The sequence below is a fragment of the Novosphingobium rhizosphaerae genome (assembly GCF_050920675.1).
GTDB lineage: Bacteria > Pseudomonadota > Alphaproteobacteria > Sphingomonadales > Sphingomonadaceae > Novosphingobium > Novosphingobium rhizosphaerae.
On record NZ_CP137861.1, the window covers coordinates 3,465,921 to 3,480,095 of the forward strand.

The 14,175-nt window shown below is 65.6% G+C and carries 11 protein-coding genes and 1 pseudogene; 7 read left to right on the forward strand and 5 right to left on the reverse strand.

Going from position 1 to position 14,175, the window contains the following annotated elements; translation table 11 throughout:
- Positions 1-140: 140 nt before the first annotated feature.
- From R9J51_RS15725 to R9J51_RS15755, 7 genes and pseudogenes are all read left to right on the forward strand, one after another.
- On the forward strand, positions 141-638 hold the full coding sequence (locus R9J51_RS15725; RefSeq protein ID WP_168555283.1) for a DUF3237 family protein: 498 nt from the start codon (positions 141-143) through the stop codon (positions 636-638).
- On the forward strand, positions 638-2,311 hold the full coding sequence (locus tag R9J51_RS15730; protein WP_218847404.1) for a CocE/NonD family hydrolase: 1,674 nt from the start codon (positions 638-640) through the stop codon (positions 2,309-2,311). Before R9J51_RS15725 ends, R9J51_RS15730 begins: the two co-directional genes overlap by 1 nt.
- A 2-nt stretch (positions 2,312-2,313) precedes the next feature.
- Positions 2,314-2,808, forward strand: a complete 495-nt coding sequence (locus tag R9J51_RS15735) for a DUF3237 domain-containing protein (protein WP_179505017.1) — start codon at positions 2,314-2,316, stop codon at positions 2,806-2,808.
- A gap of 96 nt (positions 2,809-2,904) precedes the next feature.
- The gene (locus R9J51_RS15740) at positions 2,905-5,832 is read left to right on the forward strand and encodes a TonB-dependent receptor domain-containing protein (RefSeq protein ID WP_179505018.1); all 2,928 of its coding nucleotides are present in this window, start codon (positions 2,905-2,907) and stop codon (positions 5,830-5,832) included.
- A gap of 238 nt (positions 5,833-6,070) precedes the next feature.
- Positions 6,071-6,571 (forward strand): annotated as a pseudogene (locus R9J51_RS15745) (carboxylesterase family protein); the annotation flags it as partial.
- Positions 6,572-6,587: 16 nt separating this feature from the next.
- Complete coding sequence (locus R9J51_RS15750) at positions 6,588-7,496, forward strand: carboxylesterase family protein (RefSeq protein ID WP_179562266.1); 909 nt, start codon at positions 6,588-6,590, stop codon at positions 7,494-7,496.
- Complete coding sequence (locus tag R9J51_RS15755) at positions 7,493-9,109, forward strand: tannase/feruloyl esterase family alpha/beta hydrolase (protein WP_218847403.1); 1,617 nt, start codon at positions 7,493-7,495, stop codon at positions 9,107-9,109. Before R9J51_RS15750 ends, R9J51_RS15755 begins: the two co-directional genes overlap by 4 nt.
- Here the strand turns inward: R9J51_RS15755 and R9J51_RS15760 are convergent.
- From R9J51_RS15760 to R9J51_RS15780, 5 genes are all read right to left on the reverse strand, one after another.
- Positions 9,091-9,489 carry a nuclear transport factor 2 family protein gene (locus tag R9J51_RS15760; RefSeq protein WP_179505022.1) on the reverse strand — a complete coding sequence of 133 codons (399 nt, stop codon included), beginning with the start codon at positions 9,487-9,489 and terminating at the stop codon, positions 9,091-9,093. The two genes, R9J51_RS15755 and R9J51_RS15760, sit on opposite strands and share 19 nt — an antisense overlap.
- Positions 9,486-9,884: a nuclear transport factor 2 family protein gene (locus tag R9J51_RS15765; protein ID WP_179505023.1), complete on the reverse strand. Its 399-nt coding sequence runs from the start codon at positions 9,882-9,884 to the stop codon at positions 9,486-9,488. The genes R9J51_RS15760 and R9J51_RS15765 overlap by 4 nt, the downstream gene beginning before the upstream one ends.
- Positions 9,881-11,266, reverse strand: coding sequence for a spinster family MFS transporter (locus tag R9J51_RS15770; RefSeq protein ID WP_169474745.1), 1,386 nt, complete (start codon positions 11,264-11,266; stop codon positions 9,881-9,883). The genes R9J51_RS15765 and R9J51_RS15770 overlap by 4 nt, the downstream gene beginning before the upstream one ends.
- A gap of 166 nt (positions 11,267-11,432) precedes the next feature.
- Positions 11,433-12,962 (reverse strand): carboxylesterase/lipase family protein, encoded by a 1,530-nt coding sequence (locus tag R9J51_RS15775; protein WP_179505024.1) that lies wholly within the window; start codon positions 12,960-12,962, stop codon positions 11,433-11,435.
- A gap of 74 nt (positions 12,963-13,036) precedes the next feature.
- Complete coding sequence (locus tag R9J51_RS15780; RefSeq protein WP_179505025.1) at positions 13,037-14,161, reverse strand: NAD(P)-dependent alcohol dehydrogenase; 1,125 nt, start codon at positions 14,159-14,161, stop codon at positions 13,037-13,039.
- Positions 14,162-14,175: the final 14 nt, after the last annotated feature.

Sequence of the window (14,175 nt, forward strand, 5' to 3'; positions counted from 1 at the left end):
TAGCCAAAAGATTGCCCCTTGTCATGCCGGACTTGTGGATGTATCAACAACTGACATAGTGAGAAATCAACAACTCACAAAATCACCCAGGAGAGGATCGCTTGGCCGAATCCCAACCCCCTGCGCCGGCACACCCCCCGGTGTCGGCGCCCCCCTTTGCGCCCGACCATCCGTTTGCGCCGCGCTGCGAATTTGCCTTCACCATTTCAATCGATCTGGCGGGCCTGCGCTGGATCGAACCCTCAGCCATTGGCGATACCCGCGCCGCGATCTATGCAGCCAACGGCACGATCGAGGGGCCGCGCCTCAATGGCCGTGTCATCCCCATGTCGGGCGGTGACTTTCCGCTGCAGCGCCCCAACGGCGTGATCGATTTCGATGCGCGCTACTTGCTCGAAGCCGATGATGGCGCGGTCATCTATATGCAGAATCGCGGCTATCGCTGGGCGCGCAGCCCTGAAATCGCAGCGCGCATGGCGCGCAACGAGGATGTGGGCAGCGATGACTACTACATGCGCGTGGCGCCGCGATTCGAAGCGCCCGAGGGGCCGCATGCGTGGATGAGCCAGCACGTGTTCATCGGCGTGGCGGAGAAAATACCCAACGCCAACCGCATCCATTACTTCGTGGTGCTGTGATGGACGCAGCCGCGTTTGCTCCGCTGATGCGCCCCGGCAAGGATCCCCATACCGCGCCGGGCAAGCCCCGCCTGCCCCCGCGCGACCATGCGATCGAGCAGGACGCCGGGCTGGCGATCGAGCGTAACTTGGCGATCCCGCTGCGTGATGGCGTGCGCATCTATGCAGATGTCTATCGCCCGGCAGGGTCGACCGGCCTGGCAGACCTGCCCTGCCTGCTATCGTGGAGCCCCTATGGCAAGCACGCCCGCAGCAACCGGGTGTTCTGGCCGCATTCGGGCGTCGATCCTGCTTGGCTTTCGCCACTGACCCCGTTCGAGGGCGCCGATCCCCTCGCCTGGTGCCCGCGCGGCTATGCCGTGGCAGTGGTGGATCCACGTGGTGCCTGGCTTTCGGAAGGTGATTTTCACCACAACGGCGCGATGGAGGCGCAGGATTGCGCCGACACCATCGCCTGGCTGGCCGAGCAGCCGTGGTCGAACGGCAAGATCGGGATGACCGGGGTTTCCTACCTCGCCGCGATCCAGTTCTGGGTCGCTGCGCTGGCCCCACCCGCCCTGGCGGCGATCAATCCGTGGGAAGGCTTTACCGACTGGTATCGCGAATTCGCCTATCATGGCGGCATTCTCGAAACCGGGTTCCTGCCCCGCGCATCAGACAACATCGCCTATTCGCTGGGCCAAACCGAAGACACCTGGGCCAATGCCCAGGCCCACCCGCTTTACGATGCCTTCTGGCAAGGCAAGGAAATCGACCTTGGCGCGATCCGCACGCCGGCCTGGGTCGTGGCAAGCTGGTCGGACCACGGGCTGCACACGCGCGGCACGCTTGAAGCGTTCAAGGCCATTGGCAGCCCGCAAAAATGGCTGACCGTGCACGGCCAAAAGAAGTGGGCCAACTATTACCGCCCCGAAAGCCAAGCCGGGCGCGAGGCGTTCTTCGATCACTTCCTGCGCGGCCACGAAACCAGGCTGCCCGCCTGGCCGCGCGTGCGGATCGAAGTGCGCGATCGCCATGATGCCGCCGTGTGGCGCGATGAAGCCGAATGGCCGCTCGCTCGCGCCGTGGCGACACCGCTATGGCTCGGCGCGGATGGAGGGCTGCACGAGGCTGTGCCGGAAGCGCCAGGCAAAACGGCTTATGACGCGCAAACTGGCAGCGCGGTGTTCGAGCATCGCTTTGCCGAAGATACCGAGATTACCGGCCATGCCAGCCTGCGGCTGTGGGTGGAGGCCGACGGCGCCGACGACATGGACCTGTTCGTTGCCCTGCAAAAGCTTGACGCCACAGGTGCGCCGGCAGGGCAGACGTTCTATGCCTTTTTTGAAGACGGCCCGGTTGCCTTGGGCTGGCTACGCGCCAGCCATCGCGCCACCGATCCGGCGCGCAGCACGCCGCTTCAACCGTTTCATTTGCACACCACCGAACAGCGCCTGAAACCCGGCCAGATCGTGCCGATCGACATCGAAATCTGGCCATCATCCACCCGCTTTGCTGCCGGGGAAAGCCTGCGCCTGGTCATCCAGGGGCGCGACGTACCCGATAAAGGCCTACCCGGCCTGCCCTTTGCGGCCCACGCGCAGACCCGCAACGCCGGGCGCCACGTGCTGCACCTGGGCGCTGCGCACCCGTCGCACCTGCTGCTGCCGGTCGTGCCGGCCAGGGAGGAGTAGCCATGGACAGTGCCGACGATCTTGCGCTCCATGCCGAGCACGCGTTCGACATCCGCATCAATTTCGACAAGCGCTGGGTCTGGCCCATCTCGGGCGGAGCCAGCGCCGGCTACACCTCGGTGGGCGCCGGCTGCACCGTTTCCGGGCCGCGGCTCAACGGCCGGCTGGTTGATTTCAGTGGCGCGGATTGGCCGGTCGTGCGCGCCGATGGCGTGGTCGAACTCAACGCGCACTACATGATCGAGGCTGACGACGGCGCCCAGATCTATATCCACAACCGTGGCTATGTGCATGGCCCGCTGCGCCTGCCGGGCATGGCCGAGGACGCGCCGCCAATCCCGCGCTATTTCCGTTGCACCCCCTATTTCCGCGCCCCGACCGGGCCGCACGAATGGCTCAACCGCAGCGTGCTGATCGGTGTCGGCGCGCGGCGACCACACGTGTCGCCCGGCGATCCGCCAGACCATTCGCTGTTTCGCTACTACCTCGTGCGTTGATCGGGGCCGGCCACCGGCCCGCCCTCTTCCGCCCGAGCATCGTCATCATAACCACAACCCCGAACATGCAATCGGGGAACCAGAGAGGACGCCATCATGAAGGGTAAGACTGCCTACGCTTCCGCCCGCCACGCCAGGCTGCTCGCCAGTGCCGCGCTTGGCCTTGCGGCGATGCCATCACTTGCGTCGGCGCAAGATGCGCCCGCCGCAACACCGGTCCCTGCCGCCGATCAACCCACCAGCGCCGAACGCGCCGAAGAACAGGCAATCATCGTCACTGGCTCGCGCCTTGCCAACAGCTCGTTCAACGCGCCCACCCCGGTCACTACGCTGGGCACCGAGCGCCTGCAAAAGATGGGCGCGACCAACATCGGCGAGGCATTGGCCACCCTCCCCTCGTTCCGCGCGTCATCCTCGCCCTCCAATTCGACGGTGGGGTCCAACATCAGCCCGGTCAATGCTGGCGCCCGCATCGCCGATCTGCGCGGGCTTGGCCAAAGCCGCACGCTGGTGCTGGTCGACAGCCGGCGCTTTGCCCCCAGCACGTCGACCGGTACGGTCGATCTCAACCTCATCCCGACGCTGCTGATCGAGCGGGCCGATATCGTTACCGGCGGCGCCTCGGCGGCCTATGGCTCCGACGCGGTTTCGGGGGTGATCAACATCATCCTCAACAAGCATCTCGAAGGGGTGCGCAGCAATTTCGAATATGGCGTGACCGATCGCGGCGATGGCAACAATTATGTGGCCCAGATCGCCGCCGGCACCAGCTTTGCCGATGGTCGCGGCCATGCCGTGTTTGGTGCCGAATACGACAAGGATCTGGGCGTGGGCGGGTGCTATACCCGCACCAACTGCTCGAACGAGGTCGGCAACCTGACGCAGACCGCCGGCGTCAACGGGCGGCCCGCCAACAACATCGCCTATAACGTACATACCGCGACGCTCACACCCGGCGGGTTGATCACCGGCGTCGTCAACGCCGCCGGCACGCGCTCGGCCGCGCGCGGTGGCCCGCTGGGCGGCTTGCAGTTCGACGCCAATGGCAACGCTGTGCCGTTCTCGTATGGCCAGAATGCCGGCGCTTTGTTCATGGAAGGCGGCACCGGTGCCGGCCTCAACAGCTTCTTCGGCGATCCGGCACTGTCGATCCCGGTCACCCGCTACAACGCCTTCGGCCATTTTGAGTACGAAGCCTCGCCCGCCTTCACCGGCTTTATCGACATGAGCTATGGGCACGTCACCGGCTATACCAGCGGCCCCGAAGTGCGCGATGGCGGTTTTCCCGGCAATGGCAGCCTGATCAAGATCGACAATCCGTTCCTGCCCGATGCGATCAAGCAGACGATGCAGGCCAACGGCATCACCGGGCTGGTCATCGGCAAGCTGGGTACCGATTTCGGGCAGATGGACAGCGTGTCCAAGCGTGACACATTCCGCATCGTGACGGGGGCCAACGGCAAGCTCGGCGGCAACTGGGCATGGGATGCCTATGTCCAGTATGGCGTGACCGATTATACCCAGTCCACCGTCAACGATCGTATCACCGCCAATTATGCCAAGGCGATCGATGCCGTGGCCGATCCGGTCACGGGCAAACCGATCTGCCGCGTTGCGCTGACCGATCCCAATACCGCGTGCCGCCCGCTCGACATTCTCGGCCAGGGCCAGTTTTCGCCCGAGGCCAAAGCCTATGCCTTTGGCACGACTTACCAGCACACCCGGTTCAGCCAGTGGGCAGGTGCCGGCAACGTGCATGGCACGCTGTTCGAAGGCTGGGCCGGGCCGATGACCGTGGCCACTGGGGTAGAAGCACGGCGCGACCAGTTGTCCATCACCGTCGATCCGATCTCGGCGGCCAACGGCTTTTACGTGTATAACGCGACGCCCACGCGCGGCCATGTGACCGTGATCGAAGGTTATGTCGAAGCCGGGCTGCCGCTGCTCAAGGACAGCCCGCTCGGCCGTAGCCTCGACCTCAATGGCGCGATCCGCCGCACCCATTACGAGACCGCCAACCTTACTGTATCCAACAGCTTCAACGCCACGACGTGGAAGATCGGCGGCACCTATGCGCCGATCGACGGTGTGCTGCTGCGGGTCACGGAATCCCAGGATATTCGCGCGCCCAACACGGCAGAGCTGTTTACCACCCCGGTAACCGGCGTGGGCGCGCTGTCTGACACCAAGACCGGCTCGCAGGTGTTCGCGACGATCTACACCGGCGGCAACATCAATCTTCACCCGGAAAAGGCGCGCACGTTTACAACCGGGATCACGCTGCAACCTTCAGGCGCGCTGCGCGGGCTGCGGCTGTCGGCGGATTACTACAAGATCAGCATCCGCGATGCGATCGCCACCTTGGGCGCCCAGGTCATCGTCAACACCTGCAACACCACTGGCGCTACCGATATCTGCGGGCTGGTGACGCGCAACGCCAGCGGCATTCTCCAGTCGGTGTCGGTGCTCTACCTCAATCTCAACCGCCAGGATCTCAAGGGCCTGGATTTCGAAGCCAGCTATCACACCAACCTCGGCGCGGAATCCGCACTCGATCTGCGCGCGCTTGCCACCCACACCATCAAGCTGACGAACAGCGCGGTGCTGATGCCGGGTACGACCACGCCGGTCAACCGCGCTGGCGACAACGGGCTCAACGGGGTGCCATCGTGGGTGGTCGACGGGTTCGCCTCGGTGACACTGCGCCGCCTGACGCTGAACCTGCAGGGGCATTTCATTTCGGGCGGCAAGTACGATGCCTCGCTGATCGGACCGGAAGACCCGGGCTACAACGTCAACCTGGTGAACAGCATCAACATCAACCGCGTGCCGTCCCGATTTTACACCAATATTGGTGCCAGCTTCGATCTGATCAAAAGCGGATCACGCACGCTTCAGGTCTATGGCAACGTCACCAACCTGTTCGACGTGATGCCGCCGCCATTGTGGAACGGCAACAACAACTCGGTCTATTACGACGTGATCGGCCGCCGCTATCGCGTGGGTGTGCGCTACAACTTCTGACCGATCCAGCCGGTCGCGGCAAACGGGGGCCTGCCGGCAGGCAGGCCTACACCCGCCCTTTTTCGGAGTGCATGCCATTTCCGCCAACGCACCATCGACCGCCACCCTGAACCGGCGCACCGTGCTGGGCGGCGCACTCGCCAGCGGCACGCTATGGCTGGCCCCGTCCATTCGGGCCGCCAATGCCGGCGTGGTGCGCACCACCAGCGGGCTGGTGCGCGGATCGGTCGAACAGGGCGTGCACGTCTTTCGCGGCCTGCCCTATGGCGCAGATACCGGCGGCGCGCGGCGGTTCCTGCCGCCGGCGCCGCCGCCGCAGTGGCCCGGCGTGCGCGACGCGCTGGCGTTTGGCGATCGCTGCCCCCAGCTTGCCCCGCCCGGCGCCCCCGTCGAAGCAGGCGTGCGGCAAAGCGAAAACTGCCTGGCCCTCAATGTCTGGACGCCTGGCGTGAACGACGGGCAGCGCCGTCCGGTCATGGTGTGGATTCACGGCGGTGGCTTTGCCCTGGGCGCGGGCGACGCGCCGGTCAACGATGGGCTGCGGCTATGCCAGCGCCGCGATGTGGTGCTGGTTTCGGTCAACCACCGCCTCAACGGATTTGGCTATCTCCATTTCGGCAATCTGGCAAAATCCGGCACGGCGGTGTCCAATGTGGGGCAACTCGATCTTGTCGCCGCGCTGCGCTGGGTGCGCGCCAATATCGTGGCGTTCGGTGGCGATCCCGGGCGTGTCACGATCTTCGGGCAATCGGGTGGTGGTTCAAAGGTCGCTGCGTTGCTGGCGATGCCGTCAGCGCGGCCTGTTTCAGCGCGCGATCCTGCAAAGCGGATTTGGCACTTATACCATCGCGCCAGACGATGCGGAGCGCCAGACCCGCGCGATCATGGCCGCCCTCGGCCTGGCGCCAACCGCGCCCGATGCCTTGCGCCAGGTGCCGGCCGATCGCCTGCTCGATGCCATTCGCCAGGTAACGGGCGGAGATCCCACCCGCGGGCCGGGCGTGGTGGCCGATGGCATCGTTGTGCCACACACCCCGTTCGGCCCCGGTGCACCGCCTGTCGCGCCAGATGTTCCCCTGCTGATCGGCCATACTGCAACGGAAACGACCGGGCTGTTTCCCCCGCCCCGCGCCTTCACCCTCGATTGGCCCAGCCTGCCGGAGATGCTCCCCGCCGCGGTGCATGACGCTGCGGGCTTGATTGCGGGCTTTCGAAGCCTTCACCCTGGGGCAAGCGCCAGCGACACCTATTTCGCCATCACGACCGAGCTTGGCATGGGCCGCAACGCCCGCATCGCGGCCGATCGCCATGCCGCCCTCGGCCGCGCGCCGGTGTTTGCCTATCTGCTCGATTGGCCGGTCATGCCACAGGGTGGCCGCATGCGCAGTCCGCATGGCCTCGACCTGCCGCTGGTGTTCGATACCCTGTCGCGCGCGCCCGGCGCTATTGGCCCGGATTATGCCGCTGCCCAGCCGCTTGCCGACACGATGAGCGCGGCATGGACGCACTTTGCCCGCCACGGCAATCCCAATGGCGCGGGGGTGCCACATTGGCCAGCCTATCGCCTGCCACAGCGGGAAACCATGGTGTTCGCCGCGATATCAGCCGCTCGCGCCGATCCACTGGGCGCGGAACAGGCCCTGATCGCACGGTATGCAGCATGATGCGCGGCTTCACACGCGCGCTCGGTCTCTGCTTGAGCCTGCTCTGCAGCGCCCCGGCCAACGCAGCCCCCGCTTCCCCGCTCATCGCGCTGCCGGAAAGAACCGCGCAGGCGCCCGTGGTCCCCTGCGCCGCCCTGGTTACCCCCATCACCGCGCGCGCTGGCGCGATTGCCTATCGCGTGATCAGCGCCCGCGAACAGGAAGCCACCTGCCTCGTCACCGGCTATGCCGCGCCGCAAACCCAGTTCGTGCTGCGGCTGCCCTTGTCGGGCTATCGCGGCCGGTTCCTTCAGGGCGGGTGCGGCGGCATGTGCGGCGTGATCGGCGAGACCATCGTCCCGCTATGCAGCAATGCCCATCTGGCCGATGGCGGCTTTGCCGTCGCTTTTGACAATGGCGGCCATTTCGGGGCGGGCATCGGGGACGCGACCTGGGCCAGTGACCCGGAGTTGCGGATGCAGTTCGCCCACAAGGCCACCCATGCCACGGCCTTGGCCGCCAAGGCGATCGTCACACACTTTTATGGCAAGCCACCCACGGCCAGCTATTTCGTCGGCTGCTCGGGCGGTGGGCGTGAGGCCCTGATGGAAGCGCAACGCTATCCTGATGATTTCGATGGCATCGTCGCCGGTTCCTCGGTCTCCATGCCTGCCGCCATGCAACTGTTCCTGTGGGAAGCGCAGCACGGGCTCGACGCCAGCGGCCATGAGGTGTTCACCACTGCCGCCGTCACCCTGCTCCACCACGCGGTGATCGACCACTGCGATGCGCTCGACGGCATTCCCGATGGCCAGATCGACGATCCACGCCGCTGCGATTTCGATCCGGCCACGCTGCGCTGCCCCGATAGCGGCGACAGCAATTGCCTTACGCCACCACAAGTCAGCGCCGCGCGCGCCTATTACCAAGGGCCTACCGCGTCCGATGGCACCGCACTGTTTCCCGGCGGCGCGCCCTATGGCAGCGAACTGGGCTGGGTCGGCGCGGGCGCGGCCACGCAGACGGGTAAGTTCGCCGCCGAAGCCTTTATTGCCCGGCTGCTCCTCCCCGATGGCCTGCCGGCCAACTTCGTTTGGCGCGACTGGCGCTTCACCCGCGCCAGCCTTGCTCGGTTGCTCGCCGCAGGGGCGCCGTTCGACGCGACCGATCCCGATCTCACCCGCTTTCACGCCCACGGCGGCAAGCTGATCCTGTGGCAGGGCCTGGCCGATAATGCCGCCGGCGCGCGCGGCATGCTCGACTATTACCAGGCAGTGCGCGACACCATGGGCGGCCTGGCCGCCACCCGCGCGTTTGCCCGGCTATTCCTGGTGCCCGGTGGCTATCACTGCCAGGGCGGCTATGTGCCCTATGAAGAAGACTTCCTGGGGGCAATGGTGCAATGGGTCGAACAGGGTCGTGCGCCCGATGCGGTGCCGGCCATCGCCCGCTTGGCGGATGGCACGCTGCGCGAGCGGCCGCTCTATGCCTATCCCACGGCCACGCACTATCTGGGTGGCGACGTCAACCGCGCGGCGTCATTCGCCCCGGCCCCACCCGCTTCCGAACCGGCCGATGGCTTTCCCTGGCCAGGCTCACACGCCAGAACCACGTCTCAAGCCAAGGGGCGATAAGCCCGCTTGAGCACGGCAGCGCGAATGCGGGTGTAATGCGGCCCGACGAAATCATAGAACACCAGGCTGTTGAGATAGCGCCGATCACCGCGCCGCATCGGCCCGGCGGCAAATTCCGGCAAGTCGGTCAGCGCCAGGAACTCGGATTCCAGCTCCGCCGCCAACACCTGGCTATCGTGAAAGCATTGCCGCACCGTGATGGTGCGCTGGGTGTGCTGCTTGATCGGGCGATAGAACGCCACGATCGCCGCCCGGCCCACCAGTTCGGTGCCGTTGCCGATCACCAGCCGCACATCGGGGGCATAGAAATCGCACAGCGCATCATAGTCGCTGCGGTTGAATGCATCGATATAGGCAGCGAGGCGCGCCTCGGGATTCATGTCCGGCCTTTGCCGAACCGGGCCGACCGCACACGCACAAAGTGCCCGTCTTCAATATCATAGAGCACGAAGTTCACGCTCTCCCGCCAGTCACCCGCCAGCATCGCGCCAGTCGGCATATCAGGCCAGTCACGCCGCGCCACCAGGCTTGTGCGCAATTCGGCGGCAATGCGACTGCCATCAGGCGCGCCGACAAACGTCAACAATTCCAGCGATTCATCGAGATAAGCTTTTACCGTGCGATAGAAATCGAGCACCGCGGCGCGCCCAACGACTTGTGCAGCCTGGCCGGCAAAGACCACATCCTGCGCGTAATAGGCGCCAAAGCGGTCAAAATCGTTGCGGTTGAACGCGGCGATATAGCCTTCGAACCAGGCGCGCAGATTGGCACTCACGCCGCCGGCTCCGCCACGAAATAGTCCTGGCGCAGGGTGCGCGCGGCCAGCAGGAACATCACCGCGGCAATGAAGAACACGCAGACCGATGCCATCAGGGCGGAACGCAGGCCGCTGGCAGAGGCTGCGGCACAGGCCTGGTGCGCGGCATCGAGCGCCCCCATGCCGGGCCGCGCCGCCGGGCAGCGCGCCAGGTAATCCGCCGCACCATAGGCGCGCGTGGCGAACCAGTCGCTCATCCAGCCCACGAACGTGGGTCCGCCACCATAACCCACCAGGGTGTAGAACATGCCGAATACCGCCGCCCCGGTGGCGCGCATACGGGGCTCCAGCAGGTTCTGGATCATGCCCGTGGTCGGCCCATAATACAGCAGCAGGAAACAGCCCGACACGATCAACAGCACCGTACCCGTGATCGGCGATGCAGCATTGAGCGCGATCCAATAGGAAAATGGCGCGATGAGCAGCCCGATCGCCGCGCCCCAGGCCGGCCAGCGTCCATCGCCACGCCGCGCCAGCCAATCGGTTCCGAACGAGCCGATCAGCAGCCCGCTGCCCAGCGCCAGCGCCGAAATCGTGCCATAGAGCGTGCCGGCCGTGCGCGCCGGCAGATCATAGGCGCGGCTGAGAAAGACAGCCAGGAACTGCGAGATCGAACTCATCCCAAAGCCCGCCAAGGCGCCGCCGGCGATCACGTAGACTAGTGCCGGCTTGCGTCCCACCACCTTGAGAAACGCGCGGAAATCCGGCGCCGGGCGCGGCGTGGCGGCCAAGCCATCGGCAAGCCCCCGACGCGGCTCGCGCAGCAACAGCACGACGAGCAGGCCGATCAGCAGACCCGGCAAGCCCATCACCACGAATGCCGTGCGCCAGCCCCACATTCCAGCCACTGCACCGCCAACCGAGGCGCCGACAAACGTGCCGATCGGCGAGCCGAGCAGGATCAAGCCCATGACCGAGGCGCGCCGCTGCCGTGGAAACAGATCGCCGACCAGCGACGAGGTAGCCGGCTGCGATCCCGCCTCACCCATGCCCACGCCGATGCGGCACAGCATCATCTGGACAAAGCTGCCGGCAGCAGCACATGCCATGGTCATTCCTGACCAGAACAGGATCGCCGCGGTGATGATGCCCAGCCGCGAACGGCGTTCAGCCAGTCGCCCGATCGGCACGCCCAGCAGCGCATAGAGCACCGCGAACGACAATCCCTGCAGAATGCCAAGCTGGAAGTCGCTGAGCGCCAGGTCGCTCTTGATCGCCTGGGCGGTGACCGCAAAGACCGAGCGATCGGCGAAGTTGAACGTCGCCACCAGGAAACTCATGGCGATGAACGTGCGGCCATACCTTGGCGACAATAGCCGCTCGTCTTCATCGTTGCGCATCGCTCTCCTCCGCACGGCATCGCGCCGCGCTTGTCTCGTGCAGCGCCGCTGCCATGGCAGTCTTGCACCTTCGCCACCGTTGTGGAGGAAGGTTGGTGATTAATCAATACATATCTCGAACAGCCCCGCAGCTCGGCGTCCCCTTGGCGGAAATCATCCTCGTCCGTTAATCCGGCCCGCGATAACGGTTCCACGCGATCCGGCGCACTTGGCGGGGGTCGCTTCCGTCGCGATCGGTGAAAGCGAAGACGTGCGTTGCCCGGCCTGCCTCATTGTATTGGGCCCAACCCGGTGAAATGCCTTGGGCAAAGTCCAGGAAGACCTGCCGGAAGCGCCGGCTTACCTCCCTGGAGCGCCGTTTGCGGAACAAGTCGAGCAGCCCGAGTTCCCCTTCCCCGGTCGTGCCAAACAGCATCGGCAGGTCGAGGCCGTGCGTCGCTTCCCCGAACACCAGCCGAGTGAGTGGCGTGGCGTAATCGAAGCGATAGACCCAGCAATCGCTGAACTGCGCGTGCCCCTCGCCAATCTGGATGGTTGGCAGCCAGAAATTGAGGTCTCCGGCGATGTCCACAGCGGTCCGGCGCGAAGGATACCCCGGATAGGCTGCGGCGATGCGGGTTCGGAGCGCGGGTTCCTCGCTGGCAAACATCGCCTCCAGCCGGTTTACCCGGCTGCACAGCACGGGCAGCGCCTTGTCGAGCATGGCGCCTTCGCGCGACATGGTGCCGATCACCAGGGGGACAGGATGAGCCTTGCCCTCGCGAAACGCGTCAATCGGGTGCTGCGGCAGGAAATCGCCGTCGATCACCGGCGAACTCGGCAGAAAGCCGGGGTATCGATCTGGTGCGATATCGTAGAAGAAGCGCGCCGCCACCGCGTTCAAATCCTGCGCAGGCAGGCGCTTGAGCGCGCGCGCCGCCACGTCCTTTGCCTCTGGATCGACACCCAACATGACCAGGAGTTCGCGGGCGAACTGCTTATGCCGCTGCGGACTGTGGACGCTGATGCCGGCGGCGCTCATGGCGAACACGCGATGGAACAGCCCCCGCGCAGCCGGAATGCCCATCAGCGTCACCGCCGACATCGCCCCGGCAGACTGGCCGACGATCGTGACGTTGCCGGGATCGCCGCCGAACGCATGGATATTTTCCTGCACCCAAGTGAGCGCCGCCACTTGGTCACGCAAGCCCAGATTGCTGTCGATCGGGTTCTCGTCGGTCGACCAGGCGCTGAAATCCGAAAAGCCGAAAACACCGACGCGGTAGTTGAAGCTGACGAAGACGATATCGCCTTCAACGACCAGATGCTGACCGCGATAGAGCGGCGTGCGGCTTCCCCCCAGCGAGAAGCCGCCGCCGTAGATCCACACCACCACCGGCCGTGGGCCTTTGCCCGCATCGAGCGGCGCGGAGACGTTGATGGTCAGGCAATCCTCGTCCATCGGCGTCGTGCGCCCCGCGCCGCCGATCGGCTCGAAACCGCGCTTCTGCACCGGGAGCGCACCGAATTCGTACGCATCGCGGATCCCCTGCCAAGGCTGCGGCGGGCGCGGACCGCGAAACCGCCAGTCGCCAACCGGCGGCGCGGCATAGGGAATGCCGCGCCAGGTGCGAACGCCGCCATCGACGACGCCCCGCACCGTACCCGATCGCGTCTTGATAAGAAGATCAACGGGTTGCGTGGGGTTTAGCGCCATTGTGTCCACCTCTCATCGATCGCGCTGCGCGGTCGGGGCCGACGAGGCCGCCAGCGGCAGCCCCGTCGCTCCGGTCAGGCCGGCAGCCGAAGGATCGGCTTGATGGTCTTTCCGCTCTCGCTGTCGCTGACCGCCTGGTTGATGTCGGCAAAGTCGTAGAACTTGACCAGTCGATCAAACGGGAAACGGCCCTGGCCGTGAAGCGCGATCAGTTCCGGGATGAAGACCTGCGGCACGGCATCCCCCTCCACGATGCCCATGATCCGCTTGCCCGGCACCATCACCATGTTCACGTCGAACTTGGCCTCGGTGCCAAGCTTGGGCGCGCCGACGATACCGCAGGTGCCCAGGATGGTCAGCGCGTCGATCGCCTGGCGCAGAACCTCGGGCCGTCCGCTGCTTTCCAGCGTGAAGTCCGCACCGCCTCCGGTGATTTCCTGGATCGCCGCCACCGGATCGGTTTCCCGGCTGTTGACCACATGGGTGGCACCCAGTTCCAGGGCCAGTTCCAGCCGGCTTGGCGTCACGTCCACCGCGATGATCTTTGCCGCCCCCGCAACACGGGCGGCCATGATCGCGCTCAACCCCACTGCGCCCGAGCCGAAGGCGGCAAAGCCGGCGCCAGCCGGCACCTTCATCGCGCGCAGCACCGCCCCCGCGCCGGTCTGGATGCCACACCCCAGCGGGCCAAGCAATTCCAGTGGCGCGTCCTTCGCCACTTTGACGACATTGCGTTCCTGCGCGATGGCAAAGCTGCCGAACGACGACTGGCCGAAGAAATGATCGTGCAGCACATGCCCATGCGCGTCGCAAGTGGCGGTGGAGCCATCCTTGCGGCCACCCCCGAAGTTCAGGCCGAAGAAATCGGCGCAATGCGCGGGATGCCCGGACAGGCAGGGATTGCACACGCCGCACGACGCGAAGCTGAGAACGACATGGTCGCCCGGCGCCACCGCGGCAACGCCAGCACCGATCGCCTCGACCACGCCCGATCCTTCATGGCCGAGCACAGCCGGAAGCGGCACTGGATAATACTGATCACGCACGATGATGTCGGTGTGGCAAACGCCCACCGCGACGATCCGAACCAGCACTTCGCCCGGCCCGGGCGCCGCGATCTTGGCGGTCTCGATTGCAAAGGGAGCGCCTTGTTCGCGAGCGACGGCGGCGGTGATTTCACGCATTTCGGTCATCATCATCTCCTGGGTGTTCT

Bases quoted from the DNA above. Each gene is read 5' to 3' on its own strand.
- R9J51_RS15775 (WP_179505024.1), bottom strand. From the start codon at position 12,962: ATGGCGCTAAACCCCACGCAACCCGTTGATCTTCTTATCAAGACGCGA.
- R9J51_RS15730 (WP_218847404.1), top strand. From the start codon at position 638: ATGGACGCAGCCGCGTTTGCTCCGCTGATGCGCCCCGGCAAGGATCCC.
- R9J51_RS15770 (WP_169474745.1), bottom strand. From the start codon at position 11,266: ATGCGCAACGATGAAGACGAGCGGCTATTGTCGCCAAGGTATGGCCGC.
- R9J51_RS15760 (WP_179505022.1), bottom strand. From the start codon at position 9,489: ATGAATCCCGAGGCGCGCCTCGCTGCCTATATCGATGCATTCAACCGC.
- R9J51_RS15735 (WP_179505017.1), top strand. From the start codon at position 2,314: ATGGACAGTGCCGACGATCTTGCGCTCCATGCCGAGCACGCGTTCGAC.
- R9J51_RS15755 (WP_218847403.1), top strand. From the start codon at position 7,493: ATGATGCGCGGCTTCACACGCGCGCTCGGTCTCTGCTTGAGCCTGCTC.
- R9J51_RS15740 (WP_179505018.1), top strand. From the start codon at position 2,905: ATGAAGGGTAAGACTGCCTACGCTTCCGCCCGCCACGCCAGGCTGCTC.
- R9J51_RS15780 (WP_179505025.1), bottom strand. From the start codon at position 14,161: ATGATGATGACCGAAATGCGTGAAATCACCGCCGCCGTCGCTCGCGAA.